This window comes from Vibrio sp. ABG19 (assembly GCF_029962385.1).
Taxonomy (GTDB): domain Bacteria; phylum Pseudomonadota; class Gammaproteobacteria; order Enterobacterales; family Vibrionaceae; genus Vibrio; species Vibrio ostreae.
Genome location: NZ_CP071708.1, coordinates 2,817,319 through 2,842,963, shown reverse-complemented (window position 1 = coordinate 2,842,963; position 25,645 = coordinate 2,817,319). Strand labels below are relative to the sequence as shown.

Below are 25,645 nucleotides of genomic sequence, written 5' to 3'. Positions count from 1 at the left end.
CACCAGTGAAATGCCGAGCGAGAACCATAAAGCCGGAGCGTTATATTCCGCTCCGGCTTTATTGAATCCCCCGACATCGCCTATCTCGTCCGGGCAATGCGACTTTTAAATGCTAAACCAAAGGAACCAATCGGTTACGTCCAGTTTCTTTGGCATCATACAGCGCAATATCCGCCATCTTCAATGCACGTTGCAGCTCACTCGAATGGCTGACTTCCGCAATACCGATACTGACCGTCATCGCAATATCCAGTTCACCGGCAATCAGATGATTCCGGCTCACTTCTCGGTGAAAATGCTCGAGCCGAAGCTGATTGGTTGCCTGATGACCCGCCAGCATAATAGTGAATTCCTCACCGCCATAACGTGCGACTAAATCACCTTTAAACTCGCGAGACAGAATGTCGGCAATATGGCACAGGGCCAGATCACCGGCATCATGACCATAACGGTCATTGACCTGTTTAAAGTGGTCAACATCGAGCAAGGCAATTGTCCAGGTGTTTGAGCTGTTATCCAACTCGCTACTCGCTTGCTCCATGAAATAACGTCGATTATACAAACCGGTCAGTTCATCATGCACTGCGCGATAATGATGCCACTCAATTTCGTCATAAAAGAAAAGAGATAAAATAGAACCCAGGCTGACGATGGTCAGTAAATTCTGGCCGACCAGGACACCACTCAGAAAATAAATTGTCGAATCAAACAATTGATACAATGTCGCCGGTAAAAAAACAAATAAACTGGAAAGCACCAGACAAAACGTCAGCAGTTTTTCACCACCGCTTTTTTTGTTCATATGGCGAAATGCAAACCAGGCACTGTAGAGGTGGACCGCTGAGAAACTAACAGCAGCCAGATTGACCCGCCACTCAAAATGTTGCGGGAAATTCTTTAGCAACCAGAACTGAAATGCGGTGTACACGAAAGTATGCAACGCGGCAAATACAAACCATGTGCACTTAGCCGGATACTTAAACCAACTCATTACACCAAACAGCAGCATATAAGTGACGGCCTGGTACAGAAAGTTGTTGCTTAGTACAACCCATTCAATCGAGACCCAGCCACGCATCTCCGTGGTACCGAAAGCAATTGAAAAACATAAAAAATAGGCGGAAAACCACCCTGCCGTCGACACTTTATGATTATTGAGCTTTCGTCTCGATAGCAAAAGAAACAGACAAGCAATAACACTGCAAATGGTATTATTCAAAATGCTCGCCAGTTTTAGCACGTCAATATCAAGCAAAGTTATTCACTTCCATTTTTTACGAGGCCAGGCTCGCAGTCATCAGTTTTAGCGTTGTTTTAATCATTGTGAACCGCACAAAAGCTAACTTTGGCAACAAAGTACCGACGTTAAGATTGCCCGCTAATATTAACCCATTTAATATATGTTGATAATAACATCTCATTCAATAAGCCTATTTTTTGTGCAATTAAGTCTCGCAATCCAGGCACAAAGCGTAGTAGAATACGCGCCCTCGCTTCATCACGCAGAACAAAAAGTCGACAATTCACACACAGTATATGAAGCGGTATACCCAAACATCATGGAGTTGCAGGTAGGCGGTAAATGAGTAAATCCCTATGAGCATAGAGACATTATGTGATTGGGGTGAATAAAAGCAGCCAGCACTGCTGCAGCTTCAAGTAGGAAGGGTATATAATAATTATTTCGTCTTGGCAGGAAAAATAATCAAGGCTTTGTCCTGGCTCAAGATATCTGAGCTGAAAACGTTTTAATTTGAATTATGGCTTATGAGAAATTACGGTGTGATGTTATCTGACGTCAGAACCGCAGCCGATATGCCACAGTTATCTCTTCACTCGTTAGATTATTGTACAGTCAATGAATCAAGATAAATTTACTCATATCTATCGTCTGCCCGGGTCGTTGCAAATCCGGATTGCCAAGTGGCAAGCGACGTTTAGAGGCACTTCAGACATCGTTCTGCATAATGCGCTGATTGAGCGTAATAAGCAGTATCAAAAACCGGGCTTTCTGCCCCGGGGGTGGTGTTTGTCTCCGTTTTCTGAAGACGATATTTCAATTACCCATCACGGTAGTTATATTCAAACCACCATATTGACCATGCTGGATCGAAAAGTGGCCTATAAGCGAGTCTATTTATCACGTATGCCACTTGAACAAGCTGAACCAGCACTGCTTGCATTTAAGCTGGAATGGATGCACAAATACAATCGTGTTTTGAAAAAATACAACCAGATCAAAAAGAAAGAGTTTCTCCAATTTGCACGTGAGGAAGTGGAAACACTATACCCATCGCTGCCGAAAGGAGAGTTTGACCGTAACTTGTGGAATCGGTTGGTGATATCTGAGCTTGGACCGGAGAAAAAATTCTCTAATCCTTATTATGTTGTTAAAGCAGATTTTTGATCATCCGATTTGAGAACCATCGAAATTACGGTCGAATTTCATCTGCGGACAAAAAAAATGGCTCCCGCTGGTTAATTTCGCCTGATACATAGCTTCATCCGCTACACGCAACAGCTCAGCCATATCCTGACTCTGGTCAGGATAGAGGCTGACACCGATACTCACACCGACCGACAGGCTTTCTCCACCGATGTCCATAGGTGCACTCAACTGCTTAATCAGCCGTTGCGTTTTTTCCGCGACACCATGAAAGTCTTTGATTAAATTCAGGCACACCACGAATTCATCACCGCCCAGCCTGCCACTAAAATCAGACTCACGAATATTCGCTTCCAACCTGGTGGCGATTCGCGTCAATACTTCATCACCGACATCATGCCCTTTGCTGTCATTAATCTCTTTAAATTTATCCAGATCGATAAACAGCACGGCAAGTTTGACTTGTGTACGTTGGGCATGCACGATGGCCTCGTGCAGATGTTCCTTGAACGCTCTGCGGTTCAACATACCGGTTAGCGGGTCTTTTTCTGAAAGGAATCGCAGTTGCTCTTTTTGTTGTTCAAGCTTGGCGGTCTGCCTGGCGACCTCTTGCTGCAACTCCTCACGCGTGATAATCGAGTTGCGTAAAGACTCTTTCATTTTGTTAAAGAAATGAGCCAGTGCCACAAACTCAGAATCTTGCTGTTTTAGCTCCAGTCGGCTGGCCAAATCACCTTGCGCCAGTTCAGTAATGCCCTCTTTAAACGCCGCGAAACCCGCTTTGACTCGTTTAAGAATTAAAAATGCAACGACACAGACCACGATGCCAAACACTAATAAATGAATCGCGCTGAGCATTAATGATGAATGTTGGTTATCGGCACTTTGAGTAAGCACGACCTTTTGCAGGTAAAGCAGCTCTTCGGTCATATCCTGCACCAACATGTTATATCTAGAATGAAGAAGCTCACTGGAAGCAATAAAAGATGTACTGCTCCTATGCTGCTTACCAAGGCTCAGGCCTAATGCGCGTTCTTTCTCCAGCAACGCCGCCAGACTGTCATTCATGCGCGTCAGATTATTGATATTAATGGTGAGGTCGGACTGACTCGCTAGCTTACGAGCCAGATTTTGCTGGGCAATGTAAACTTGCTCCAGGCTATTTGCGTCATCGTACTGCAGAAATATCCATAACTGGCTGCGAAGCATGTCGACACTGCGTTGGATTCGCATTATCTGTTTCAACTCTTCATGGGTGTTATCTTGCTCCTGATGCAGATTGTCGAGTGAAACCGCAATTAACACCACCAGCATGGCTGTGGCACAAAATAGTAAGGTCAGTTTACGCGAGACAGAATTTATCATTTAAAAGACACCTCTGTCTGCAACACCCGCTCAAGAGGTTCGGATGAAAAATATCCCCGGTAATCTGGGAGCTTCCCTTTAACCAGTTTATTTTCAATCGCCCATCGTGCCTGAAGCTGAATATTAGATAATAGTGCATTACCTAAAGAGAGACGGAACGCATAATCCTGCCATGACCATTCAAGTTGATGAATGGGCACATTCAAATCTTTAGCAATCCACTGCCTTGATTCATCCGGATTGTCATGTATCCAGGCTATCGCTTGCTTGAGCGCTTGCAGCAAAGCAACTGAATGAGCCTCTGACTGTTGGGCGTGCTCCTTCATCGCCATCAGGTTGAAGGAAAGGTTATAAATCCCTACGATCCCCAAATTTATTAATTCAGAAGCAGAGGTCATTTCTGTGCGATAACCCCACGGTTCCCAAACCGAGATGGCATCGACATTAAAACCAAACAGAGCCTGATTCAGTTGATCGGGGCTCAAATATACTTTTTCCAGAGGCATTTCTTTCAGATTATTAGCAATCAGGATGGAGTCAAAATAAAACTCGCTGGCGCTGGCTTTTACTACACCCACCCTCTTACCGGCTAAATCACTGAGCTTGGACACACCACGGTTGGGAACCGTCAGCAACTTTAAATCGTTGTCGGAGCTGACAAAGCTGGCCAGTAAAACAAAGTCACTACGTTCAAAGCTTTTGAACATAGCAACCGATTCTGACGCTGTCGCATAGTCGACTTCTCCGGAAAACAGTGCCTCAGCACATTGCACACCGCCACTACAAGGGTTCAGCACAACATTAAGCCCCTGTTGCTCAAATAAGTTAAGCTGGTCGGCGATAAAAAATGGTGCAGACAGAGGCGTTTGAGAAACAGCTATGGTTATAGTCGGGAGCTGAACAGAAGAGGTCCCTTTGGCAGCACGCCAGAAAAAATAGACGAATACAACAATGATAAACGTCGCACATGTGCAGACTAAAATAAGCGACTTTAAGCGTGAATATCGGCGACTCATCCAACCCTGCCTCTGACAAATTTTGTTTTTAGTTATGCTGGCCCTAAATAGCAGTGTAGCTGGTTATTTGTGAACTGTGAGCAACAATCTTCACAAACATTTGAAGTTTTTGGCCGCATTAATAGCACGTTAATCATGTTTGTTCATGTTATTGAAAAATAGATAAAAAAAAGCGCCACTTATCGCATGGCGCTCTATATATCTTTAATTTTTATCATTTTAAATAGATGATGTGTTTGTTAGGTTGACAGAATACTTCATCAGACAGACCTGAATCATTAATGCTCTACGTTATTTGAGTGGTTACCAAATTCAACCTGCTGATAAATATCTGCGAGTGTTTTAGGCCTCGCTGAGACATTTTTACGACGTCGTTGCGGCTCAAATTCCTGTTCAACCTGTTTGAGCGTTTGTTCATGCTCTTTTGCTGACTCAATAAATTCAGGATCGGACATCGCCTTCTGGCGCAGGCGGTTGACGCGTTCGAGTGTATCCCAAAACATAAACACCTCCTTTACCACTGTGTATACATACAGATTAGTAAAGCAGTATGGAAAGTCAATAACCACTGTTTATTTACACAGCCTAAAGGGTGTAAGGTTTTCAATACAAAAGAAAAAACTGTAAATTTTCGCAAAAAATTCAAGATAGCGCTGAAGCGCTTAACTGCCTATTCAACACCATTACCTAATGGACGCAATTGCCTATTGAACACAATTGCGACCGCTGGCTTTACCGCGATACAACGCACGATCCGCCCCTTTCAACAACCCAAACGAGTCCTGCACACCGCTGCTACTGGTCGCGACACCCAGTGTGATGGTAATTTTAATTTCTTGCCCGTGATAACGAACCGTAAAGTCTTCTACCAGCTTCCTTAACTTGTTGGCTATCGATAGCGCAGATGTGTAGTCGGTATTGGGTAACATGATATTGAACTCTTCCCCGCCCATTCTGGCCAGAGTGTCATAAGGTCGAATGTGCTGTCTCAGGTGCCCGGTGACCTGTTGCAACACCGCATCCCCGGCATCATGGCCATATTTATCATTAACCTGTTTAAAGAAGTCAAAGTCGACAGCCAGAACAGAAACAGGTTGCTTCTCGCGTACACTACGTTGCAGTTCATCATGTAATTCAGTCATGAAATAACGCCGATTGTACGTCCCCGTCAGAGCATCGGTCGTCGATTCTTTTTTAAGCTGTAACTCGAGCTCTTTTTTTTCAGAAATATCGATAATCTGGCCAGACCAAATGACTTTACCTTCACTGGAGGAAGTCGGAATAGAATGGCCATACAACCAATGCAATTTACCATCAATCTCTACCCTGAATTCGCATTTCCAAGCTTCCAGGGTCTCTTTAGATTGCAAAGCACTGGCGCGCACCCTATCTACATCCTCCGGGTAAATAGCATCAAATACAGCGGTAGAATCAACTGCCGCTTCCTCCGGGGTAACGCCAAACATATCCTTCAACTTCTGGCTGGCGTAAGGAAAACGACTCGTTCCATCCGGCAAGTATTCAAATTGGTACAAGACCGCAGGTGATACTTTCGCTAACGACTGAAGGTGGTTGTTTAATGACACAAAGTCCGTGATATCAATGATTGAACCCAACACTGACGCACCGCGCTCATAATGAGAACTCATCATTCGCGCGCGATCAGCAAGCCAGATGTAGCGACCATCCGCACAACGGAAACGATATTCACATTCCAGAATCGAATCATCACGTCGGGAACGCCACTCTGCAACTCTTTGATTATAGTTAGCAATGTCTTCCGGGTGAATATGATTACGCCACCAATGCACCCGATTTATAATCTGTTCATGGCGGTAGTTAAGTAACGCTTCTACACCCTGCGTGATGAACTGAACCTGTTCATCATCGTCTGCGGACAGCTTATAAATAACGGCCGGACACAAGTCCATGATCATGTTGAGATCATGACTCAGCAGTTCACTCTGAGTCTGAATCAATTTATAACCGGTGATATCTATGTGTGCGCCAAGTATCCACTCTGGTTCACCCTGTTCCGTGAACGAAACGATTCGCCCGTAATCGCGTACCCAGACCCAGTGACCAGCCTTGTGACGCATGCGGACTTCGCATTCGTAAAAAGGAGTCTCGCCGTGAAAGTGAGCCTCAAGTGCATGCTGGGACAATTTCAGATCATCCGGATGAGCCAGTTTGGTCCAGGTATTAATATCTGTCGGTTCTAGCTCAGAAAGATGGTAACCAACAATTTCCGCCCAGCGATCGTTAAACCGGGTCTCACCGGTCTGTACATTCCACTCCCAACTGGCTATCTGGGCACAATCCAACACATGTTTCATGCGCTGGATACGTAAAGCGGAGGGGTCCGCCGCATCTTCAAACTGGAGGAGAAATTGAGGATCACCTTGAGACGCTGTGCTTTTGAGGGTTGAAAGGGTCCCGGTATAGAGGATGCCATCAATCACTGATGTCACTTGCAGAGGTTCAACAGAAGGGAAAAAAGCCTGTATATCTTTTATAGCCAACGGTTCTTCACTACCAGTGGCAGTGAGATAGAGTTGGGATAAAGGCCCGCATGAGCCAAATTCGTTGGGAGAAAAACTCATCAACTCTCCCGTCCAAGTGAACAGCAGCGTTATTGTTCCTTTCACAGCAAGGTTCCTACTCAGTCACTTATTGTTACTTTTATCTATAGTAGTGTAGAAACCTATAAAACTCATACGAATGCCGTTCTGAATGATGCTAATTTTGCCAGCGCTTTCACATTCTCATATTGGAAACAACATCACATTGCGATCGATACATAACGCAAACCAAAAACAACGGGCCGATACTTTGTCTACAAAGATATCAGCCCGTTACTGTGTTTAATTTGTCTTGTTAATTGCTGACGCAGTTTACCTACTGGTTCTGCTTACTGATCCTGTTTACTGACCAGTGCCGCCATGACCGCCTCACGATTTTCTAGGTAATCATTCAGCCCCGCTTTACGCAGGTGACAAGATGGGCAATCACCGCAGCCGTCACCGATGATGCCGTTGTAGCACGTCAGTGTTTCATTGCGTACCAATTCCAGCGCGTCATTTTGGTCAGCCATCGCCCAGGTTTCCGCCTTATTTAGCCACATCAGTGGCGTGCGGATCTCGAGCTCACGATCCATTCCCTGCACTAATGCGTTATTCATCGCTTTGACGAAATCGTTACGACAATCAGGGTAACCAGAAAAATCGGTCTCACACACGCCGGTGATAACGGATTGTGCGCCGATTTGATAAGCGTAGATGCCCGCTAAAGTGAGAAACAGAATATTGCGACCTGGCACAAACGAATTTGGCAGACCATTTTCCTGCAATTCATGGGATACCGGAATATCATCGCGGGTCAGTGAGCTGATCGCCAGTTCATTAAGCAACCCCACATCCATGACTTTATGTGCGGCGACACCCAGTTTCTTTGTCAGCGCCTGAGCCACTTCAATCTCAAGCTTATGGCGCTGGCCATAGTCGAAGGTAATCGCATGGACTTCGTCGAACTCCTTAAGGGCCTGGACCAGACAAGTCGTTGAATCCTGACCACCACTAAAGACGACCACTGCTTTTTTCATGAAATTCACCTTATGCAATGCTGAGATATTTGTGAGTCTGAATAGATAAACGCCAGTTCCGCGCAATACAAGCGTCGATACACAGTTGTGTTGCTCGTGGTTTCTGGCTGATCGGCTGCAGCGCAACCACGGTTGATGATGGAACGTTAGCTCGTGCAAGCAGCTCTTCGAGATTGGTGATGTCTTTTTCAGTCGCCACCGGATGCTTAATTTCATTAGCACGCAACAGCGCCGAATCCACGACAGGAAGTTTACCTTTCATCGCCACTTTAGGTGACACTGTCACCCAGGTATTAGCACTGGCTTTGACTTCAAACGTACCGCTGGTTTCAATCTGGCAACGACAACCGATCTGCTCAAACGCCTGTGTTAAAGGCACCAGATCGTAAATGCAAGGCTCGCCGCCGGTGATAACGATATGTTTAGCCGAATACCCCTGTGAACGATAACGCTCGATGATCTGCTGAGCTGATGCGCTGCACCAGGTTGGATTGTCTTCGGTTTTTACCAAAATTTCATCAAAGGAACGCTCTTCGGCAGGCGTTGCATCCCAAGTCTGTTTGGTATCACACCAAGCACAACCCACAGGACATTCTTGCAGACGAACAAATACTGCAGGAACGCCGGTGAATACACCTTCGCCCTGGATCGTCTCAAACATTTCATTCACTTTATACAAGGTAATTTTGCCTAAACTTGCTAACTAAAAATTACAGGTCGCTGACCTTAAAGTATGCGTCGATGAAGGTCAATTCAAAACACTGCTGCGATCACAAAAATCATGGGATTAACTGGAGTGTTTTATGCTCAGCGATCCATATGGACAGTTCAAAAAACAAACTGAGTTTCGAGGTTCATTTTCACTCAAAACGCGCATTATGTCATATTTTAGGTATAATCTGGCGTTTGGACAGGTAAAGAATTTAGGTAAGACATGTATAAACTGATTGCGCTCGATATGGATGGCACCCTTCTAAACAGCCAGAAGCAAATTTCCCCACGAACCAAACAGGTAATTACTCGGGCTCGTGAGCAAGGCATTCGTGTTGTGCTGGCGTCAGGTCGTCCAATTGATGGTATCCGCAGCAAACTTGAAGAGCTGGACATCCGTTCCGAGGACGACTTTGTCCTGCATTACAATGGCTCGATTGTTGAAAACGTGGCAACTGGTGAGGTTATTTATCAGCAAATTCTGACCGGTAAAGACGCTAAAACGGTTGCTCGCCTGGCTAAAAAAATGGGCGTAAACACGCATGCATTCAGTCAGGTACATGGCCTTATCACGCCGAAGAACAGCAAATTCACCGAAGTGGAAGCCGAAATTAATGGCGTCACTATCACTGAGATGGATTTCGAACTACTGGAAGATGATCACCCGATCATCAAAACCATGATCGTCGCTGAGCCTGAGCTGCTCGACAAAACCATTGCTAATCTGCCGCCGCAAATGCGCGAACAGTATACTGTCGTGCAGAGCGCAGCCTACTTTCTGGAGTTTTTGAATACGGCCAGCAACAAAGGCGTGGGCGTGAAAGCCATTGCCGACCATATAGGCATCCCTGCAGAACAGGTAATTTGCATGGGTGATGCAGAGAATGATCACCATATGCTTAAATATGCCGGCCTGGGTATCGCGATGGCTAACGCCATGGAAGAAACAAAAAAAATCGCCGACTATATTACTCTGAGCAACGATGAAGATGGTGTTGCAGCAGCGATTGAGAAGTTTGCGCTTAACAAAGAAACCTGCGAAGCATAAGCCTATCTCCAAACCAAAAAAATTAAGGCGGGATTGTTTCCCGCCTTTTTATTCGGCCTGCAGCCTTTGCTGTTAACTCTTCTCGCTGCCTTCAGCAAGGACACGCTGCTGCCCTTGCAGTAAGGTGTATTGCTGCGTCCCCTTAGGAATCAGTACACAGACCCGTAACTGTTCCTGATGCGCTTGTTGCAGACGTTCTCCCAGTTGCGCCGCACTGGCAAATGCTTCCCTTTCAGCATCACGACGACACAAATCGATGAACTCAAAACGGCAGCTTGGCGTGTGCAGCACCAGCTCAGCCTGTTGCATATAACGTAACGCTTTCAGCGGCAATAGTTCTACATCAGACCCGCATTCAATCCAGGTCACTTCGCCTTGCTGTGGCATTGGCTGTCTGATCAGTTGGGTATAGGCACTTTCCAGAGCTTCACGATTCTTGGCATTTTTTACCTCTGGCAACGCAAAAAATTGCTCCCAGAATTTGCGCCGTTCATCAACCGTCGGTAACGCACTTTTGATCGAGTTGCGTTTAGAGGCACCGAAATCTGCCAGCAGGCTCAGATTTTGCGGCAGTACAGCTTCCAATGTCTCACGCACGTTGCGAATCAGCACTGGCGAGGCACCGCCACTAGAGATGGCCAGTTGAATCCGTCCTCTCTCAATCATCGATGGCGTGATGAAATCGCAATATGGCTGATCGTCGACAACGTTGACTAAAACACCGATCGATTTGGCATCTTTATGCACTTGATGATTAAGGTCGGGATTATCAGTCGTTGCCCATACCTGAATGTACTCTTGAGTAAGTATTGTCGAGGTATAGAAGTTTTGAATCCATTGGCATTTGCCCTCATCGACTAAGGACTGCAGAGTCGGGGCAATTTGCGGGGATACAATGGTCACTTTGGCTCCGGCACGTACCAGGGCATCAATCTTGCGGCACGCAACTTCCCCTCCGCCCACCACAAGTACCGGTTTATTTGCTAAGTCCAGAAAAAGAGGAAAATATCGCATTTTATTTTGACCACAATCTAAATAACTATTCGTTTTATGCTACCAAAAACGGTGCAAAAAAATCACTACCATCGGGAGATGAAAAAATTTATCACCAAATTTTCTCACAAAACCAGAGATTAACTCCAAATTAACCCACTAAGAATGCGTGTTAATATTAAGTTAACAGTCAATAACGTATAACCATCCTGATGCACTATCGGTGTGCTCAGTTGCACTATTTACAACCGTGCAACATTTAGCCATTCTAACTACAGCTCAGGTAAACACTCTCAAACCAAATTCTTTTCTAAATTATACATTTGAGAAAATTCAATTCCTTACCTACGCTTATAAACGGTTGATTTTTAAACAGGCGATCGCCGCCAGAATACAACCGAAATCTAATAAAAAACATTACATTTTGTGAACCCTACTTGCGGGCTCACTTGGTCAAATATGGATCATACAGGAAGGATACAAATGGCAAATAAACTAACACTTCTCGCTTCCGTCGTAGCGGCATCTACTGCCATGATGGCGAACACCGCATCAGCTGCTGAAAGCACCCTGGATAAGGTCTTAGAGCAAGGCGTCCTGACTTGTGGTGTAAGTACTGGTCTACCGGGCTTCTCAAACCCTAATTCCAAAGGTGAATGGGAAGGGATCGATGTTGAATATTGTCAGGCTTTGGCCGCTGCTGTGCTAGGTGACAAAACTAAAGTTAAATACGTACCTCTGACCGCAAAAGAACGCTTCACTGCTCTGCAGTCAGGCGAAATCGACGTGCTGTCCCGCAATACGACCTGGACTCTGCATCGCGACAGCGCCCTGGGCCTGAACTTCGTTGGCGTTAACTACTACGATGGTCAGGGCTTCATGGTCAAAAAAGACCTCGGTATCAGCAGCGCCAAGGAACTCGACGGTGCATCTGTCTGTGTTCAATCAGGTACAACAACTGAACTCAACCTTGCTGACTACTTCCGTAACCAGGGTATGAGCTATAAGCCAGTAGTATTTGATACTGCAGCGCAAACTTCGAAAGGTTTCGATGCTGGTCGCTGTGACGTGCTGACTACCGACCAATCTGGTCTGTACGCACTGCGTCTGAACCTGCAATCTCCAGATTCAGCCATGGTACTGCCAGAAATCATTTCTAAAGAACCTCTGGGGCCAGTCGTGCGTCAGGATGATGACAAATGGTTCAACGTAGCCAAGTGGACACTGTTTGCTATGGTTAACGCAGAAGAATACGGCATCACTTCGCAAAACGCTGATGCAATGCTGAAATCAGATAACCCTGAAGTCAAACGTATTCTGGGTGTAGATGGTCCGAAAGGTTCAGGCCTGGGTATTCGTGACGACTGGGGCTACCAGATCGTGAAACAAGTCGGTAACTACGGTGAAAGCTTTGAGCGCACGGTAGGTAAAGGTTCGCCTCTGCAGATCTCCCGTGGTGTCAACGCACTGTGGAATGCTGGCGGCTTTATGTACGCGCCACCTATCCGTTAATGCAGAGTGTCCGTAAATAGACATTGACAACCTTTGGGCGGCTTAACACGCCGCCCTCAGTCAAAAATGGATATGAGGTTATCGCTGTATGAAACCTACCAATACTTCTGTGCCAAAGTCAGCGGCCCCTGCTGCGGCTAAGAGCACAAGCTTACTCTACAATCCCACTTTCCGCTCGGTCGTTTTTCAGATTATTGCTGTGTCCGTGCTGGTTCTTTTTTTCTACACCATTGTCAGTAATACGCTGAATAACTTGGAATCACGCGGTATAGCGACCGGTTTTGGTTTCCTTGACCAACCGGCAGGGTTCGGGATCGGCCTTAGTCTGATCGACTATGACGAAACCTACTCCTACGGACGTACATTTGTTGTAGGCCTGCTCAACACGGCGCTGGTGTCGATTCTAGGTATTATTTTCGCTACCGTCATCGGATTCATTCTGGGTATCGCCCGTTTGTCATCCAACTGGCTGGTCAGCCGGCTGGCAGCGGTATACATTGAAACGTTTCGTAATATCCCCCTTCTGCTTCAGATCTTCTTCTGGTATTTCGCTGTGTTACAGGCTCTGCCGTCACCGCGTCAGAGTATGAGCCTGGGCGAAGCGATCTTTCTGAACGTTCGGGGGCTGTACTTCCCGGCACCGGTTTTTGAATCCGGATCCAATGTGGTAGTGATTGCGTTTGTTTTGGGCATTATTGCCACATTCGCTATCGGGGTTTGGGCTAAAAACAAACAAAAGCTCACCGGTCAGCAAACGCCGATGGGGCGCATCGCACTGCTGCTGTGCATCGGTCTGCCAGTGATTGTCTACTTTATTATGGGTATGCCAATTTCTGCGCAATATCCAGAGTTAAAGGGTTTTAACTTCCGTGGTGGTATCAGCATCATTCCTGAACTGGCTGCTTTATTGGTTGCATTAAGCGTTTATACCGCTGCCTTTATCGCAGAAATTGTCCGTTCCGGTATCAATGCGGTTAGCCATGGTCAGACCGAAGCGGCCATGTCGCTGGGCTTACCACGCGCTAAAACCTTGAAACTGGTCGTCATTCCACAGGCACTGCGCATCATCATACCGCCACTAACCAGCCAATATCTGAACCTGACCAAAAACTCATCACTGGCGATGGCGATTGGTTATCCGGATTTGGTGTCTGTGTTCGCCGGCACCACGCTGAACCAGACGGGTCAGGCCATTGAGATCATCGCCATGACCATGGGTGTGTATCTGGCACTTAGCCTTATCACATCAGCATTGATGAACCTGTATAACCGTAAAGTTGCTTTGGTGGAGAGATAAGATGACAACACATCAGTTTCAACCTAGCTTACCGCCACCAGCAAACACCACAGGTCTGGTTGGCTGGCTGAAGAAAAATCTGTTCAATGGTCCGGTTAATTCGGTGGTTACTCTGATTCTGGCTTACTTTGCCATCTCAGGAGTCTGGTCCGTACTGGATTGGGCAATCATCAAGGCTGACTGGGTCGGTACGACACGTGATGCTTGTAGCCGGGATGGCGCGTGCTGGGTTTTCATCAGCGTGCGCTGGGATCAGTTTATGTACGGCTTCTACCCGACGGAAGAATTATGGCGCCCTCGCCTGTTCTTCGCCACGCTAGCTATCTTCGTCGCATTACTTGCGTATGAAAAAACGCCAAAACGTGGCTGGTTATGGCTGTTCTTTATCTTCGTCTACCCGTTCATCATGGCCACATTATTGTACGGTGGAGTCATGGGACTAGAGGTGGTAGATACCCACAACTGGGGTGGTCTGCTGGTCACGCTCATCATCGCTCTGGTCGGTATTATTGCCTCTCTACCCATTGGTATCGTGCTGGCACTCGGCCGTCGTTCAGACATGCCGGTTATTCGCAGCCTGAGCACGGTTTACATCGAAGCCTGGCGTGGTGTGCCGCTTATCACGGTACTGTTCATGGCTTCGGTCATGTTGCCGCTGTTCCTGTCTGAAGGCTCAGAAACAGATAAATTGCTGCGTGCCCTGATTGGTGTGGTGATGTTCAGCTCCGCCTACATGGCCGAGGTTATCCGCGGTGGTTTGCAGGCGATACCAAAAGGTCAGTACGAAGCTGCTGATGCTCTGGGTCTGAGCTACTGGAAGAAAATCGGCCTGATTATTATGCCGCAGGCATTAAAAATCACCATTCCGTCGATTGTGAATACTTTCATTGGTCTGTTCAAAGACACCAGTCTGGTGCTGATCATCGGTATGTTCGATGTGTTGGGCATCGGCCAGGCCGCCAATACCGATCCGGACTGGTTAGGTTTTGCCACAGAAAGTTATGTATTTGTCGCGTTAGTGTTCTGGGTGTTCTGTTTCGGCATGTCGAGATACTCAATTTGGCTCGAAGGCAAACTCCACACCGGCCACAAACGATAAGAAATGATTCAAGGAACGTATTATGACGCCACAAAACTCAAATGAAACCATGATCTCTATTAAAGACATGAACAAGTGGTACGGCGAATTTCACGTACTGAAAAACATCAACCTGGAAGTAAAGAAAGGCGAACGCATCGTTATTTGTGGTCCATCCGGGTCAGGGAAATCGACCATGATTCGCTGTATCAACCGCCTCGAAGAACACCAGAAAGGACAGATCGTTGTCTCCGGTAACGAGCTGACTGAAGATTTGAAAAACATCGAAGCAGTGCGCCGTGAAGTCGGTATGTGCTTCCAGCACTTCAACCTCTTCCCGCATCTGACGGTACTGGAAAACTGTACCCTGGCGCCTATCTGGGTGAAAAAGATGCCAAAAGATGAGGCCGAAGCGATTGCGATGAAATTCCTGAAACGGGTAAAAATCCCTGATCAGGCGGATAAATATCCGGGCCAGCTTTCCGGTGGTCAACAGCAACGCGTCGCCATTGCACGCTCTTTGTGCATGAACCCGCAAGTGATGCTGTTCGATGAGCCAACATCAGCACTCGACCCAGAAATGGTGCGTGAAGTACTCGATGTTATGGTGGAGCTGGCTGAAGAAGGCATGACCATGTTGTGTGTGACCCACGAAATGGGTTTTGCCAAAGAAGTGGCTGATCGGGTGATATTCATGGATGCCGGCGAAATTATCGAAGAGAACAATCCAAAAGATTTCTTCGAAAATCCACAATCTGACCGGACACAGGCATTCCTTGCGCAGATTCTGCATCACTAAGTTGCTGACATGACTGGCTTGTAATCAAGCACGTATGCAAGTCGCAGACTGATGCAAATACCCCTTAAAGAGGCGAACAATCGCCTCTTTATTTTTTTGCGGCTATATCAATTTTAGCTCCACATTCACTTGGCATATCGTGCTATCAGACCCCTCATTTCATTACAGCTGAGAATACAAAGCGACATTAGCGTGATGACTAACAATCATTTTTAAAAATAATATTATCAATCATACAATTAGTGATACGAAGCCAACCAAGGTGGTAATAGTGTGTTACAATTTGAACCCACAACAATTCGCCGTTTTTGGTTAAAATTTACGGTACGTGGATGCGGCAGAGACTTGAAAAATGGAACTTTTGCCCGCATAAATGGCCATATAAACATCACAACCTTTCTATGAGGAAGATTATGAACAGTCCTATGTATTCACGCACCTCGTCTTATGACAGTGCATTACAAACTAACAAGGTGCTGAGAAACACTTACGCACTGCTTTCAATGACACTGCTATGGTCTGCGGTTGTGGCTGGTATCTCAATGACGATGAACCTTCCTCGCCCAGGAATCATCATCATGCTGGTCGGTTTCTATGGCCTGCTTTATCTAACTGAGAAAAACCGTAACAACGGCATGGGTCTCGTTTTCACATTCCTGTTCACCGGTTTCCTTGGTTACACCATAGGTCCAATCCTGAACATGTACATCGGTGCAGGTATGGGCGATGTGGTTCTAACCGCTCTGGGTGGTACAGCACTGGCCTTCATGGGTGCGTCTGCTTATGCACTGACCACGAAGCGTGACCTGTCATTCCTGGGTGGCGTACTGATGGCTGGTTTTGTTGTTCTGCTGATCGGTATGGTTGCAAACATCTTCCTGCAAATGCCGATGCTTCATCTGGCAATGAGCGGCATGTTCGTGCTGTTCTCAACCGGCGTAATCCTGCTGACTACTCAGCAAATCGTACGTGGTGGTGAGACAAACTACATCTCAGCGACGGTGTCACTGTACGTGTCGATCTACAACCTGTTCATCAGCCTGCTAAGTATTCTTGGCATCATGAACGACGACTAAGCCTTTGCTGGCTAAGTGAGTTGCCGAATTGGAATTCGACGCAGGCCCAAGTTGCGGAAGATAAATATCGGTAACTAAAAAGTCTATCAAGCCCGGGAGCTCTGCTTTCGGGCTTTTTGTTTTACTTATGGCTGAACCACCGAAAAAATTGAACCGCTGATGAGCGTTTGGCAAGGCTCATGATACTGCATGATAACAAGCCGATATTAGAGCTTGAGCAAAGTCATTCCCTTCGCTACCCTTAGCGCAAATCGTTCACTGGATAATAATATGTTTGAATACAACGGCAAAACTATCGACACCGACTCCCAGGGCTACCTGCTTGATTACACGGTGTGGGAAGAAGGGATGATTGACATTCTGGCCAAGGAAGAAGGCATTACGCTGACCGATGCTCATCTTGAGGTCGTGCATTTCGTGCGTCGCTTCTACGAAGAATTTAACACTTCGCCAGCGATTCGTATGCTGGTGAAAGCGATGGAAAAAGAGCACGGCCCGGAAAAAGGTAACAGCAAATATCTGTTTAAGCTGTTCCCTAAAGGCCCGGCCAAGCAAGCAACCAAACTCGCCGGCTTGCCAAAGCCTGCCAAATGCTTATAAGCGCCATTTGCCAAATCGTGAAATCCTGTAAGCCAATTTACAGGATTTCAAACCCCCGATAGTTTTTATCGGTGACACACTCGGTACGCTCTACCCGCTCGACACTGGCGGTTCTTGGCCCTTCCTGCAGCCATTGATATAACTCTTCAACCTTATCGTGGTCACCACATGCAATCACTTCCACGTCACCACTAAACAGATTTTTCGCATAACCGGTTAAACCCAATACCAATCCCTGGTGCGCGGTGTGGTAGCGAAACCCCACTCCTTGGACGACGCCCGACACAATAAACTTATCGCATTTGATCGACATGTTGATCTCATCCCGTTCTGATTCAAAATCCGGCTGCTTGCCACCATCCCTGGTAAAGAGCCGTTTTAATATCTTCATTATCATACTGCTACGCCATGCACACAGAAGTTAATCTGCGAGCTAATTATTCAACCTATTCAAGGATAGACAATTTTATCCTGCTCCACCGTGCTTAATCTCAAAGACTATTTTTCATCTGTGTTTGCTTTTCTGCAGCAGTTCCATGAAAATACCCGCCCTTTTCTAATAATCATTTGAGTAACGCAATGACTCCTGCAATCTATCTGGTCAAAGGTCGTGAGAAATCTTTACGCCGCAAACACCCTTGGGTGTTTTCTCGTGGTATCAGCAAAATCGAAGGCGAACCTGGCCTGGGTGAAACCGTTGATGTCTATACCCACGAAGGCCAATGGCTTGCCAAAGCTGCATACTCTCCGCATTCTCAAATCCGTGCCCGTGTCTGGAGTTTTGAAAAAGAAGCCATCGATCGTGCATTTTTCGTCAAACGTATTCAGCAGGCAAAACTGCTGCGTGAAGACATCATTGAGCGCGACGGTCTGACCGGTTACCGCCTGATTGCCGCTGAATCGGATGGTCTGCCAGGCATCACCATCGATAAATACCAGGATTACCTGGTATGCCAACTGTTGAGTGCGGGCGCTGAACATCAGAAAGAAGCCTTGGTTGCAGCACTGGTTGAGTGCTTCCCGCAATGTAATATCTATGAGCGATCAGACGTAGCTGTGCGTAAAAAAGAAGGGTTGCAGGAGCGCGTCGGCGTGCTGCATGGCGAAGAACCGCCTAAATCTGTGGTGATTGAAGAGAACGGGGTTAAGATCAGTGTCGACATCGTTGGTGGTCATAAAACCGGTTTCTACCTGGACCAGCGTGACAGCCGTCAGCAGTCAATCAAATACGTGAAGAATAAAGAAGTGCTGAACTGCTTCTCATACACGGGCGGTTTTGGCTTGTATGCCCTCAAAGGCGGAGCGAAGCGCGTTATCAACGCCGATGTATCTCAGCCTGCGCTGGATACCGCTAAATTCAATGCCGAGCTGAATGAGTTCGATATCAGTAAAAAGCGCGCCGTGTTCCTCAACGCCGATGTATTTAAACTACTGCGTGAATACCGTGATCAGGGTACCCAGTTTGACGTCGTGATCATGGACCCACCGAAATTTGCTGAATCAAAAGCTCAGCTTAATGGTGCGTGCCGCGGCTACAAAGACATCAATATGCTGGCGATGCAAATCCTCAAACCAGGCGGCACGCTGCTGACCTACTCTTGCTCAGGCTTAATGGATCAAGTGCTGTTCCAAAAAATCATCGCCGATGCGGCGCTGGATGCCGGTCGTGACGTAAAGTTTGTTGAACGCTTCGAGCAAGCGGCTGATCACCCGACCGATACCGCTTATCCGGAAGGTTTTTATCTAAAAGGTTTTGCTTGTAAGGTGCTGTAATTTATTTGAGTTAATAGCAATATCCGAAAAAAGAAAGGCTTCCGCGCATGGAAGCCTTTCTTTTTGATGACAGCCAGAGTTTCTGTACCGTCTTTACTGTTGACACCGTAAGTATGACTGAGATACTCGTTTTCTATTCTTGCTTAAATACGAGAGTCATATGCGGGGTCAAGTGGCCTGTCCCTGGGTTCACTGGATTGTGTTATCAGACACAGACAAATTAAACCAATCCCAACCCATCCGATAAACGGGATTATTTCACCCACCACCAGCACGGCAAGCACTGCGGCGACCACAGGCTCAAACAAAGTCAGCAACGTCGCGCTACTGGCCGATACAGAACGTAAACCGTAACCAAAGGCCAGATAACCAACAAACATCGGAATAAAAGCCATATAGCTGATAACCAGAATATGAGTGGTACGGGTAAATAGCTGCTCACCGGTAAACCATAATGACGGTAATAAAATCAACGCCGCCACACAGAACAGACTACCCATCGCGGCATCGGAGCGAATCCCTTTATCAATCATGTTCTTGGCGACCCAGGAATAATACGCATAAGATGCGCCAGCGATAATACCCAGCCCAATCCCGATGTATTTATCCATGTCAGAAGCAACGCTGCTGTCAGTGGCGGGTTTTGACAGACACAGCAAAACCATCCCAAGTACGCCCAAAAACAGGCTGAACAACCAGCGACGATTGAGGGTCTGCGCTTGGCTAAGGAAACGTTCAAACAGAGCGGAAATGAAAGGAGCAGAAGCAATAGTAATAACCGTTCCGATGGCGACACCCGCCATTCGCATCGAGGAATAAAACGCCAGTGGGTAAATTGCCACGGCAATGCCACCGGACAGCAGCCGCTTTTTATCCTCCAGCAGTTGATGCCAGCAACGACACAACTGTCTGCGTGCCAGCAGAGCTTGCAACAAGCCGCCAACTCCCATGGCAAACGCACCAATTGCTAACGCACTGACCTGCGGTGCAAAACTGGCTACCGTCCCTGTCGTTCCCCATAACAATGCTGCCAGCAGCACTGCCCAATGTCCGCTTTGCTTCACTTACCCGCCTTTTCTGTTCTATTCGTCTGTTTTAATTGATAAAGCCAGCCGTTTGTACGTCCGAATAGACATTACCATTCTAATCGTATGATAACGATTAACAATTAATACCAAGATTGTCCTTTCTATCACAATAATTCTAACAATACAGCCTGAAATACAATTGGTGCCTTTAACCCGTTGACACACTGTCGGTGTTAGCCAACGGATTTAAAATCTCTGACATCCGTGATAGATTGCCCCTTGACTAAACAGAACCAGATTCGTCACTTGAGTTTACATATATAAGAAGACTCCCCTTGGGGAGTCTTCGCGGTTGTCTGGCCAAATTCAAATTAGATTTGGCCCTTTGTCATGCTAAAGCTAATCACATCAGATCAAAGCGGTCTGCGTCCATCACTTTAGTCCAAGCCGCGACAAAGTCATTGATGAATTTCGCCTGGTTATCATCCTGAGCATACACCTCGGCATAAGCACGCAAGATAGAGTTGGAACCAAACACCAGATCGACGCGGGTTGCGGTCCATTTCGTCGCACCACTCTTACGCTCGACAATATCATACGAGTTACGACCCGTCGGTTTCCAACGGTATGACATATCCGTCAGATTAACGAAGAAATCATTGGTCAGTGTGCCAACCCGGTCAGTAAACACGCCGTGTTCACTACCAGAATGGTTGGTACCCAGCACGCGCATACCACCAATCAATACTGTCATCTCCGGTGCAGTCAGTCCCATTAGTTGCGCACGATCCAGTAGCAGCTCTTCCGGCTTCACCACGTAGTGCTGTTTCTGCCAGTTACGGAACCCATCCGCCAACGGTTCCAGTACGTCAAAAGACTCGACATCGGTCATGTCTGCACTTGCGTCACCACGGCCAGGACTAAACGGGACTTTAACATCAAAGCCAGCCGCTTTTATGGCCTGCTCGATGCCGACGTTACCCGCCAGAACAATCGCATCAGCCACACTGATGCCTGCGTCAGCTGCAATACCTTCTAGCACCGAGAGCACTTTTGCCAGACGCTCAGGCTCATTACCTGCCCAATCTTTCTGCGGTGCGAGGCGAATACGTGCACCATTCGCGCCACCGCGGTTATCGGAGCCACGGAAAGTACGGGCACTGTCCCAGGCTGTTGCCACCATGTCACTCACATCCAAACCGCTTGCTGCGATTTTGGCTTTAACAGCATCCACATCGTAATCACTGCGCCCAGCAGGAATCGGGTCCTGCCAAATTAGATCTTCCGCCGGTACATCCGGACCAACATAACGAGATTTAGGTCCCAGGTCACGGTGAGTCAGTTTGAACCAGGCACGAGCAAATACTTCATTGAAGTAATCCTGATCTTTGTAGAAACGCTCGGAGATCTTGCGGTATTCCGGATCTTCTTTCAGCGCCATGTCAGCATCCGTCATCATCGGATTGCAGCGCACCGATGCATCTTCCACATCGACCGGTTTATCCTGGTCAGCAATATCAACTGGCTCCCATTGCCAGGCGCCTGCCGGACTCTTAGTTAACTGCCACTCATGTTCAAGCAGCATTTTGAAGTAACCGTTGTCCCATTGCGTAGGATGTGTAGTCCATGCCCCTTCCAGGCCGCTGGTCACCGCGTTGCGGCCAATACCGCGTGATTTATGGTTAATCCAGCCAAGGCCCTGTTCTTCGACATCTGCACCTTCCGGATCCGGTCCCAGTTCAGCAGGATTACCATTACCGTGCGTTTTACCCACGGTATGTCCACCAGCGGTCAGTGCAACCGTCTCTTCATCATTCATCGCCATGCGGGCAAACGTGACGCGCATATCCTGGGCCGTTTTGAGCGGATCCGGGTTACCGTCCACCCCTTCCGGATTGACATAAATCAGCCCCATCATTACTGCTGCCAGCGGGTTTTCCAGATCACGTTCACCTGAGTATCGCGAACCTTCGCTACCACTCGGTGCCAGCCACTCTTTCTCCGATCCCCAGTAAGTATCTTTTTCCGGGTGCCAGATATCTTCGCGGCCAAAGCCAAAACCAAAGGTTTTAAAGCCCATTGACTCATAAGCCATGTTACCGGCCAGCAGAATCAAGTCGGCCCAGCTGATTTTGTTACCGTATTTTTTCTTCAGTGGCCACAGCAGGCGACGAGCTTTATCAAGGTTACCATTATCCGGCCATGAGTTAAGCGGAGCAAAACGCTGGTTACCAGTCGCGCCGCCGCCGCGGCCATCAGCAGTACGATAGCTGCCCGCTGCGTGCCAGGCCATCCGAATCATCAAACCGCCATAGTGTCCCCAGTCGGCCGGCCACCATTCCTGACTGTCGGTCATTAATGCTTTTAGGTCTTTCTTCAGCCCTTCAACGTCGAGTTTTTTTAGCTCATCACGGTAGTTGAAGTCGGCTCCAAGCGGATTGGTTTTGGTATCGTGCTGATGCAGAATATCCAGGTTGAGTGCGTTCGGCCACCAATCCATATTGGATTTCCCCGCAGAAGTCATCGCACCGTGCATTACCGGGCATTGACCTGCGGAGTGACTGTCATGATTTGCCATACATTGTCCCTTTGTCGTTCTAGTGATTTAACTTACTTCCGTCAGTTCTACGCGATGGTGCTTTGTAAGGTAACTGCCAGAAATATCGAAATATTTAAAGACTACGACAATCAGTCTAGACGCTAACCAGCCAATATTCATATTATTTCTGGCAATCAATTTGATAGATGAAAACTATTGATATTAATGAAACTATCCGGAAATTGCGTGGCAAACAAAAGGAACAGCAGCACTGATGCTGGCAACTTCGGCCTATGCTGGACTACCGGAAACCGCAATCACGCGTCACGTCGCCAGCATGTATGCCCGTCTATACAATGAGATCGTCAAGGGTAGCCAAACCGGTCATGCTACCTAGCACACGCGTGCTTTTGCATTTATGACTGGTTAAGTTTGCAGCCCTGACAGGTTAATGTTTGCAGCCTAGTTAAACCACTGCCTCTTCCTCTACATACTCGTCTTCAACCTGGGCTCCGATTTTCGGGATCCGAATACTGACCGTGAATTTAAGTGATTCCGGCAAAGAAAAGTCCAGCCCATACCCGTGCTGCTGACAAATATTATTAATGATGGAGAGCCCTAAGCCAAAACGTTCATTATTAGTGCGCGAGTCGTCAATCTGAAACAGTGGTTGCACCATTTTATCCAACTGCTCCTGAGAAATCGTATGATTGAGATGATTGGAGATACTGAGTTCGTAGTCACCATCCTGTTCATGCCAACATGCTTCTACTTTGGTTTGCGCGGGGCTGTAATAAAGGGCGTTATCAAGCAGATTGATTAAGATGGTTTCCAGGCTGAAACGATCCGTCAAAAACCATTCATCGGTCTCGCACTTCTGCTCCAACCGCTGCGCCACATCCGGGTACTTAAATTCAATATCATGCTTTACCTGAGCCAACACTGAGCGAATCGACAGTGCCTCTTTACGCAGATTCAGCGACGGTGACGCGGTGCGTTGCAGTAACAACAGTTTCTCGACAATCGATTTCATCCGCTTGGCGATGGCCAGAATATCATCCGGATAGGTTTTGCTGATCCGCTCATCATCCGGATAGCGAAGATACACTTCACTCAGTGTAATCATCTCTGCCAGCGGGGTTTTCAGTTCGTGGGCAATATCGCCGGTGATACGCTGCTCATTTTTAATCAGCTGCTGGTTACTGCGGATAAATCGGTTCAGCTCTTTACGAATCGGCTCAATTTCTTCCACTCGCTTGTCGGGCAGATCAAGTTCAGACACGGAATGCTGGTCAGTCAGACTGAGCGCTTTTAAGTCCTCATTGAGTTTATCCAGCGGCGCCAGGCCACGGCGGATAATGGTTTGGGTGACAAACCTCATCACCACAATCGCTATCAGGAAACTGCTGATGAGTAGTCCGTCCACCAGCCACAGCAGACTATCCAGGCCGCCGGCTGACTCATAAATCGTCATTGATACCGGTTCAATACTGCCGTCATCACTTTGCGGAACAAAATTCGACAACGTCGCTTTACCCAGTTCTCCGTTTGGCATCACCACATCAATAATGCGCTGTTCACCAATGGCAATATCCGGCGCAATCAGATCCACATTCGGATACGATGACAAGTTCGGCGAGCGGCCAATCGTTTTTCCATCATGCCAGATTTGGAAATAATGCGGATCTTGTTCGGAACTGTATTCAGGTAAAAAACGCAGGTCAGCGGTAAACTCCACTTTATCGTGATTAAAGCTGATTTCCGATTTAAGGTAATTGGCCTTATTCAACATCGCCTGATTAAACTGATCTTCGACCCAGTCATCAAGACCGATATCAACCGACAAAAATACGGCGAACAGAAAGAAACCAAACACCAGAGAGACAGAATTGATCAGTTTACGTTCTATCGAGGTCAAGCGCGCACTCTGACCCGAGGCCAACTGCTGATACACTGATTTTACTGACATCTTCAACCTCAACTAACTTTTTCCATCACATAACCAAAGCCGCGTTTGTTTTTAAGCGGCAGTGAACCCTGTGCACCACGCACTTTTTTACGAATCGATGAAATGTGCGCTTCAATGGTGTTCTTCGATAAATAATCGAAATTACCCACCACCGCTTCACTGATCTGCTCAACGCTGACGACCCGGTTGGGCGCACTGAACAGACAATGCAGAATTTTGTACTCGTTCGGAGTCAGTTCAATACACTGCTCCGCGTAATAGAAAGTTTTATCTTGCTGGTTGAGACGAAAATCATCCACCACCAAATTATGATCGACTTGATCCAACGAACCACGCCGCATCAGAGTCAGGATACGGGCATGTAACTCTTCAAACGAGAACGGTTTGGTCAGGTAATCATCCGCACCGAGCATCAGGCCCTCAACCCGCTCTTCTGTTTTGGTCTTAGCCGACAGAATCAGTACCCGGGTTTGCTTTTTTTGTTTCCGCAGGGCGCGCAAAATATCCAGGCCACTAACGTTTGGCAACATCAGGTCAAGAATTATCAGGTCATAATCGTGATGAGTCGCCAGGCTAAGTGCTTCCTGACCGTCTCCGGTTTCATCAATGGTAAAGCCAAGATGATTGAGACCCACGACCAGACTGCGGCGCAGCGTTTCTGAATCTTCGATGATAAGTAATTTCACGCAAGTATCCGTGGTTGTTGTTTATTTGGTTAACTTAAGACGTGTTCGGTTAACTGATGACGTATTAGCTTACTCGAAATCCGTCCCAATGTGGATCGCGTTGCCAGGCAAGAACGCCAGGGATATGTGAATCGGCCCAAAACAAAAAGCTCCCACCGGAGTGAGAGC

Annotated in this window: 22 protein-coding genes; 9 read left to right on the top strand and 13 right to left on the bottom strand. The window is 47.2% G+C overall.

Annotated elements, in window-relative coordinates; translation table 11 throughout:
- Positions 1-112: 112 nt before the first annotated feature.
- On the bottom strand, positions 113-1,078 hold the full coding sequence (locus J0X00_RS19175) for a GGDEF domain-containing protein (RefSeq protein WP_282477508.1): 966 nt from the start codon (positions 1,076-1,078) through the stop codon (positions 113-115).
- Between the two features lie 780 nt (positions 1,079-1,858).
- Here J0X00_RS19175 and J0X00_RS19170 point away from each other — a divergent pair.
- Positions 1,859-2,407 carry a hypothetical protein gene (locus J0X00_RS19170; RefSeq protein ID WP_282477507.1) on the top strand — a complete coding sequence of 183 codons (549 nt, stop codon included), beginning with the start codon at positions 1,859-1,861 and terminating at the stop codon, positions 2,405-2,407.
- Here the strand turns inward: J0X00_RS19170 and J0X00_RS19165 are convergent, their stop codons facing one another.
- From J0X00_RS19165 to queE, 6 genes are all read right to left on the bottom strand, one after another.
- Complete coding sequence (locus J0X00_RS19165; protein WP_282477506.1) at positions 2,408-3,751, bottom strand: diguanylate cyclase; 1,344 nt, start codon at positions 3,749-3,751, stop codon at positions 2,408-2,410.
- Positions 3,748-4,767 (bottom strand): ABC transporter substrate-binding protein, encoded by a 1,020-nt coding sequence (locus tag J0X00_RS19160; protein ID WP_282477505.1) that lies wholly within the window; start codon positions 4,765-4,767, stop codon positions 3,748-3,750. The genes J0X00_RS19165 and J0X00_RS19160 overlap by 4 nt, the downstream gene beginning before the upstream one ends.
- Before the next feature lie 278 nt (positions 4,768-5,045).
- Positions 5,046-5,270, bottom strand: coding sequence for a hypothetical protein (locus tag J0X00_RS19155; RefSeq protein WP_218563131.1), 225 nt, complete (start codon positions 5,268-5,270; stop codon positions 5,046-5,048).
- A 201-nt stretch (positions 5,271-5,471) separates the two neighbouring features.
- Complete coding sequence (locus tag J0X00_RS19150; RefSeq protein WP_282477504.1) at positions 5,472-7,415, bottom strand: sensor domain-containing diguanylate cyclase; 1,944 nt, start codon at positions 7,413-7,415, stop codon at positions 5,472-5,474.
- A gap of 263 nt (positions 7,416-7,678) precedes the next feature.
- On the bottom strand, positions 7,679-8,368 hold the full coding sequence (gene queC, locus J0X00_RS19145) for a 7-cyano-7-deazaguanine synthase QueC (RefSeq protein WP_218563133.1): 690 nt from the start codon (positions 8,366-8,368) through the stop codon (positions 7,679-7,681).
- A 10-nt stretch (positions 8,369-8,378) separates the two neighbouring features.
- Positions 8,379-9,047 carry a 7-carboxy-7-deazaguanine synthase QueE gene (gene queE, locus J0X00_RS19140; RefSeq protein ID WP_206208415.1) on the bottom strand — a complete coding sequence of 223 codons (669 nt, stop codon included), beginning with the start codon at positions 9,045-9,047 and terminating at the stop codon, positions 8,379-8,381.
- Positions 9,048-9,302: 255 nt separating this feature from the next.
- On the opposite strand from queE, the gene yidA reads away from it, so the two are divergent.
- Positions 9,303-10,127, top strand: a complete 825-nt coding sequence (gene yidA / locus J0X00_RS19135) for a sugar-phosphatase (protein ID WP_136486594.1) — start codon at positions 9,303-9,305, stop codon at positions 10,125-10,127.
- 72 nt (positions 10,128-10,199) lie between these two features.
- Here the strand turns inward: yidA and J0X00_RS19130 are convergent, their stop codons facing one another.
- Positions 10,200-11,141: an NAD(P)-dependent oxidoreductase gene (locus J0X00_RS19130; protein ID WP_282477503.1), complete on the bottom strand. Its 942-nt coding sequence runs from the start codon at positions 11,139-11,141 to the stop codon at positions 10,200-10,202.
- 462 nt (positions 11,142-11,603) lie between these two features.
- Here J0X00_RS19130 and J0X00_RS19125 point away from each other — a divergent pair, with 462 nt between their 5' ends.
- From J0X00_RS19125 to J0X00_RS19100, 6 genes are all read left to right on the top strand, one after another.
- Positions 11,604-12,632: an amino acid ABC transporter substrate-binding protein gene (locus J0X00_RS19125; RefSeq protein WP_136486598.1), complete on the top strand. Its 1,029-nt coding sequence runs from the start codon at positions 11,604-11,606 to the stop codon at positions 12,630-12,632.
- 88 nt (positions 12,633-12,720) lie between these two features.
- Entirely contained in the window at positions 12,721-13,929 is a 1,209-nt protein-coding gene (locus tag J0X00_RS19120; protein WP_136486601.1) for an amino acid ABC transporter permease, read from the top strand.
- Position 13,930: 1 nt separating this feature from the next.
- Entirely contained in the window at positions 13,931-15,028 is a 1,098-nt protein-coding gene (locus J0X00_RS19115) for an amino acid ABC transporter permease (protein WP_282477502.1), read from the top strand.
- 22 nt (positions 15,029-15,050) lie between these two features.
- Positions 15,051-15,806, top strand: coding sequence for an amino acid ABC transporter ATP-binding protein (locus tag J0X00_RS19110; protein ID WP_136486605.1), 756 nt, complete (start codon positions 15,051-15,053; stop codon positions 15,804-15,806).
- A 413-nt stretch (positions 15,807-16,219) separates the two neighbouring features.
- Positions 16,220-16,882 carry a Bax inhibitor-1/YccA family protein gene (locus J0X00_RS19105; protein WP_136486607.1) on the top strand — a complete coding sequence of 221 codons (663 nt, stop codon included), beginning with the start codon at positions 16,220-16,222 and terminating at the stop codon, positions 16,880-16,882.
- Between the two features lie 270 nt (positions 16,883-17,152).
- Positions 17,153-17,482: a TusE/DsrC/DsvC family sulfur relay protein gene (locus tag J0X00_RS19100; protein ID WP_282477501.1), complete on the top strand. Its 330-nt coding sequence runs from the start codon at positions 17,153-17,155 to the stop codon at positions 17,480-17,482.
- Positions 17,483-17,519: 37 nt separating this feature from the next.
- Here the strand turns inward: J0X00_RS19100 and yccX are convergent, their stop codons facing one another.
- Positions 17,520-17,795: an acylphosphatase gene (yccX, locus tag J0X00_RS19095; protein WP_136486669.1), complete on the bottom strand. Its 276-nt coding sequence runs from the start codon at positions 17,793-17,795 to the stop codon at positions 17,520-17,522.
- A 266-nt stretch (positions 17,796-18,061) separates the two neighbouring features.
- On the opposite strand from yccX, the gene J0X00_RS19090 reads away from it, so the two are divergent.
- Positions 18,062-19,255, top strand: a complete 1,194-nt coding sequence (locus J0X00_RS19090; RefSeq protein ID WP_282477500.1) for a class I SAM-dependent methyltransferase — start codon at positions 18,062-18,064, stop codon at positions 19,253-19,255.
- A gap of 143 nt (positions 19,256-19,398) precedes the next feature.
- Here J0X00_RS19090 and J0X00_RS19085 read toward each other — a convergent pair whose 3' ends face one another.
- The 4 genes from J0X00_RS19085 to J0X00_RS19070 all read right to left on the bottom strand — a co-directional run bounded on the left by J0X00_RS19085 (position 19,399) and on the right by J0X00_RS19070 (position 25,477).
- Positions 19,399-20,319 carry an EamA family transporter gene (locus tag J0X00_RS19085; protein ID WP_282477499.1) on the bottom strand — a complete coding sequence of 307 codons (921 nt, stop codon included), beginning with the start codon at positions 20,317-20,319 and terminating at the stop codon, positions 19,399-19,401.
- A 367-nt stretch (positions 20,320-20,686) separates the two neighbouring features.
- The gene (gene katG, locus J0X00_RS19080; protein ID WP_282477498.1) at positions 20,687-22,861 is read right to left on the bottom strand and encodes a catalase/peroxidase HPI; all 2,175 of its coding nucleotides are present in this window, start codon (positions 22,859-22,861) and stop codon (positions 20,687-20,689) included.
- A 427-nt stretch (positions 22,862-23,288) separates the two neighbouring features.
- Positions 23,289-24,791: a HAMP domain-containing sensor histidine kinase gene (locus J0X00_RS19075; protein WP_282477497.1), complete on the bottom strand. Its 1,503-nt coding sequence runs from the start codon at positions 24,789-24,791 to the stop codon at positions 23,289-23,291.
- An 8-nt stretch (positions 24,792-24,799) separates the two neighbouring features.
- On the bottom strand, positions 24,800-25,477 hold the full coding sequence (locus J0X00_RS19070) for a response regulator transcription factor (RefSeq protein ID WP_282477496.1): 678 nt from the start codon (positions 25,475-25,477) through the stop codon (positions 24,800-24,802).
- Positions 25,478-25,645: the final 168 nt, after the last annotated feature.

Bases quoted from the DNA above. Each gene is read 5' to 3' on its own strand.
- J0X00_RS19075 (WP_282477497.1), bottom strand. From the start codon at position 24,791: ATGTCAGTAAAATCAGTGTATCAGCAGTTGGCCTCGGGTCAGAGTGCG.
- J0X00_RS19155 (WP_218563131.1), bottom strand. From the start codon at position 5,270: ATGTTTTGGGATACACTCGAACGCGTCAACCGCCTGCGCCAGAAGGCG.
- J0X00_RS19160 (WP_282477505.1), bottom strand. From the start codon at position 4,767: ATGAGTCGCCGATATTCACGCTTAAAGTCGCTTATTTTAGTCTGCACA.
- J0X00_RS19100 (WP_282477501.1), top strand. From the start codon at position 17,153: ATGTTTGAATACAACGGCAAAACTATCGACACCGACTCCCAGGGCTAC.
- J0X00_RS19120 (WP_136486601.1), top strand. From the start codon at position 12,721: ATGAAACCTACCAATACTTCTGTGCCAAAGTCAGCGGCCCCTGCTGCG.
- J0X00_RS19090 (WP_282477500.1), top strand. From the start codon at position 18,062: ATGACTCCTGCAATCTATCTGGTCAAAGGTCGTGAGAAATCTTTACGC.
- katG (WP_282477498.1), bottom strand. From the start codon at position 22,861: ATGGCAAATCATGACAGTCACTCCGCAGGTCAATGCCCGGTAATGCAC.
- J0X00_RS19110 (WP_136486605.1), top strand. From the start codon at position 15,051: ATGACGCCACAAAACTCAAATGAAACCATGATCTCTATTAAAGACATG.
- J0X00_RS19170 (WP_282477507.1), top strand. From the start codon at position 1,859: ATGAATCAAGATAAATTTACTCATATCTATCGTCTGCCCGGGTCGTTG.
- J0X00_RS19115 (WP_282477502.1), top strand. From the start codon at position 13,931: ATGACAACACATCAGTTTCAACCTAGCTTACCGCCACCAGCAAACACC.
- J0X00_RS19165 (WP_282477506.1), bottom strand. From the start codon at position 3,751: ATGATAAATTCTGTCTCGCGTAAACTGACCTTACTATTTTGTGCCACA.
- J0X00_RS19105 (WP_136486607.1), top strand. From the start codon at position 16,220: ATGAACAGTCCTATGTATTCACGCACCTCGTCTTATGACAGTGCATTA.
- yccX (WP_136486669.1), bottom strand. From the start codon at position 17,795: ATGTCGATCAAATGCGATAAGTTTATTGTGTCGGGCGTCGTCCAAGGA.
- J0X00_RS19130 (WP_282477503.1), bottom strand. From the start codon at position 11,141: ATGCGATATTTTCCTCTTTTTCTGGACTTAGCAAATAAACCGGTACTT.
- yidA (WP_136486594.1), top strand. From the start codon at position 9,303: ATGTATAAACTGATTGCGCTCGATATGGATGGCACCCTTCTAAACAGC.
- J0X00_RS19125 (WP_136486598.1), top strand. From the start codon at position 11,604: ATGGCAAATAAACTAACACTTCTCGCTTCCGTCGTAGCGGCATCTACT.
- queC (WP_218563133.1), bottom strand. From the start codon at position 8,368: ATGAAAAAAGCAGTGGTCGTCTTTAGTGGTGGTCAGGATTCAACGACT.
- J0X00_RS19175 (WP_282477508.1), bottom strand. From the start codon at position 1,078: ATGCGTGGCTGGGTCTCGATTGAATGGGTTGTACTAAGCAACAACTTT.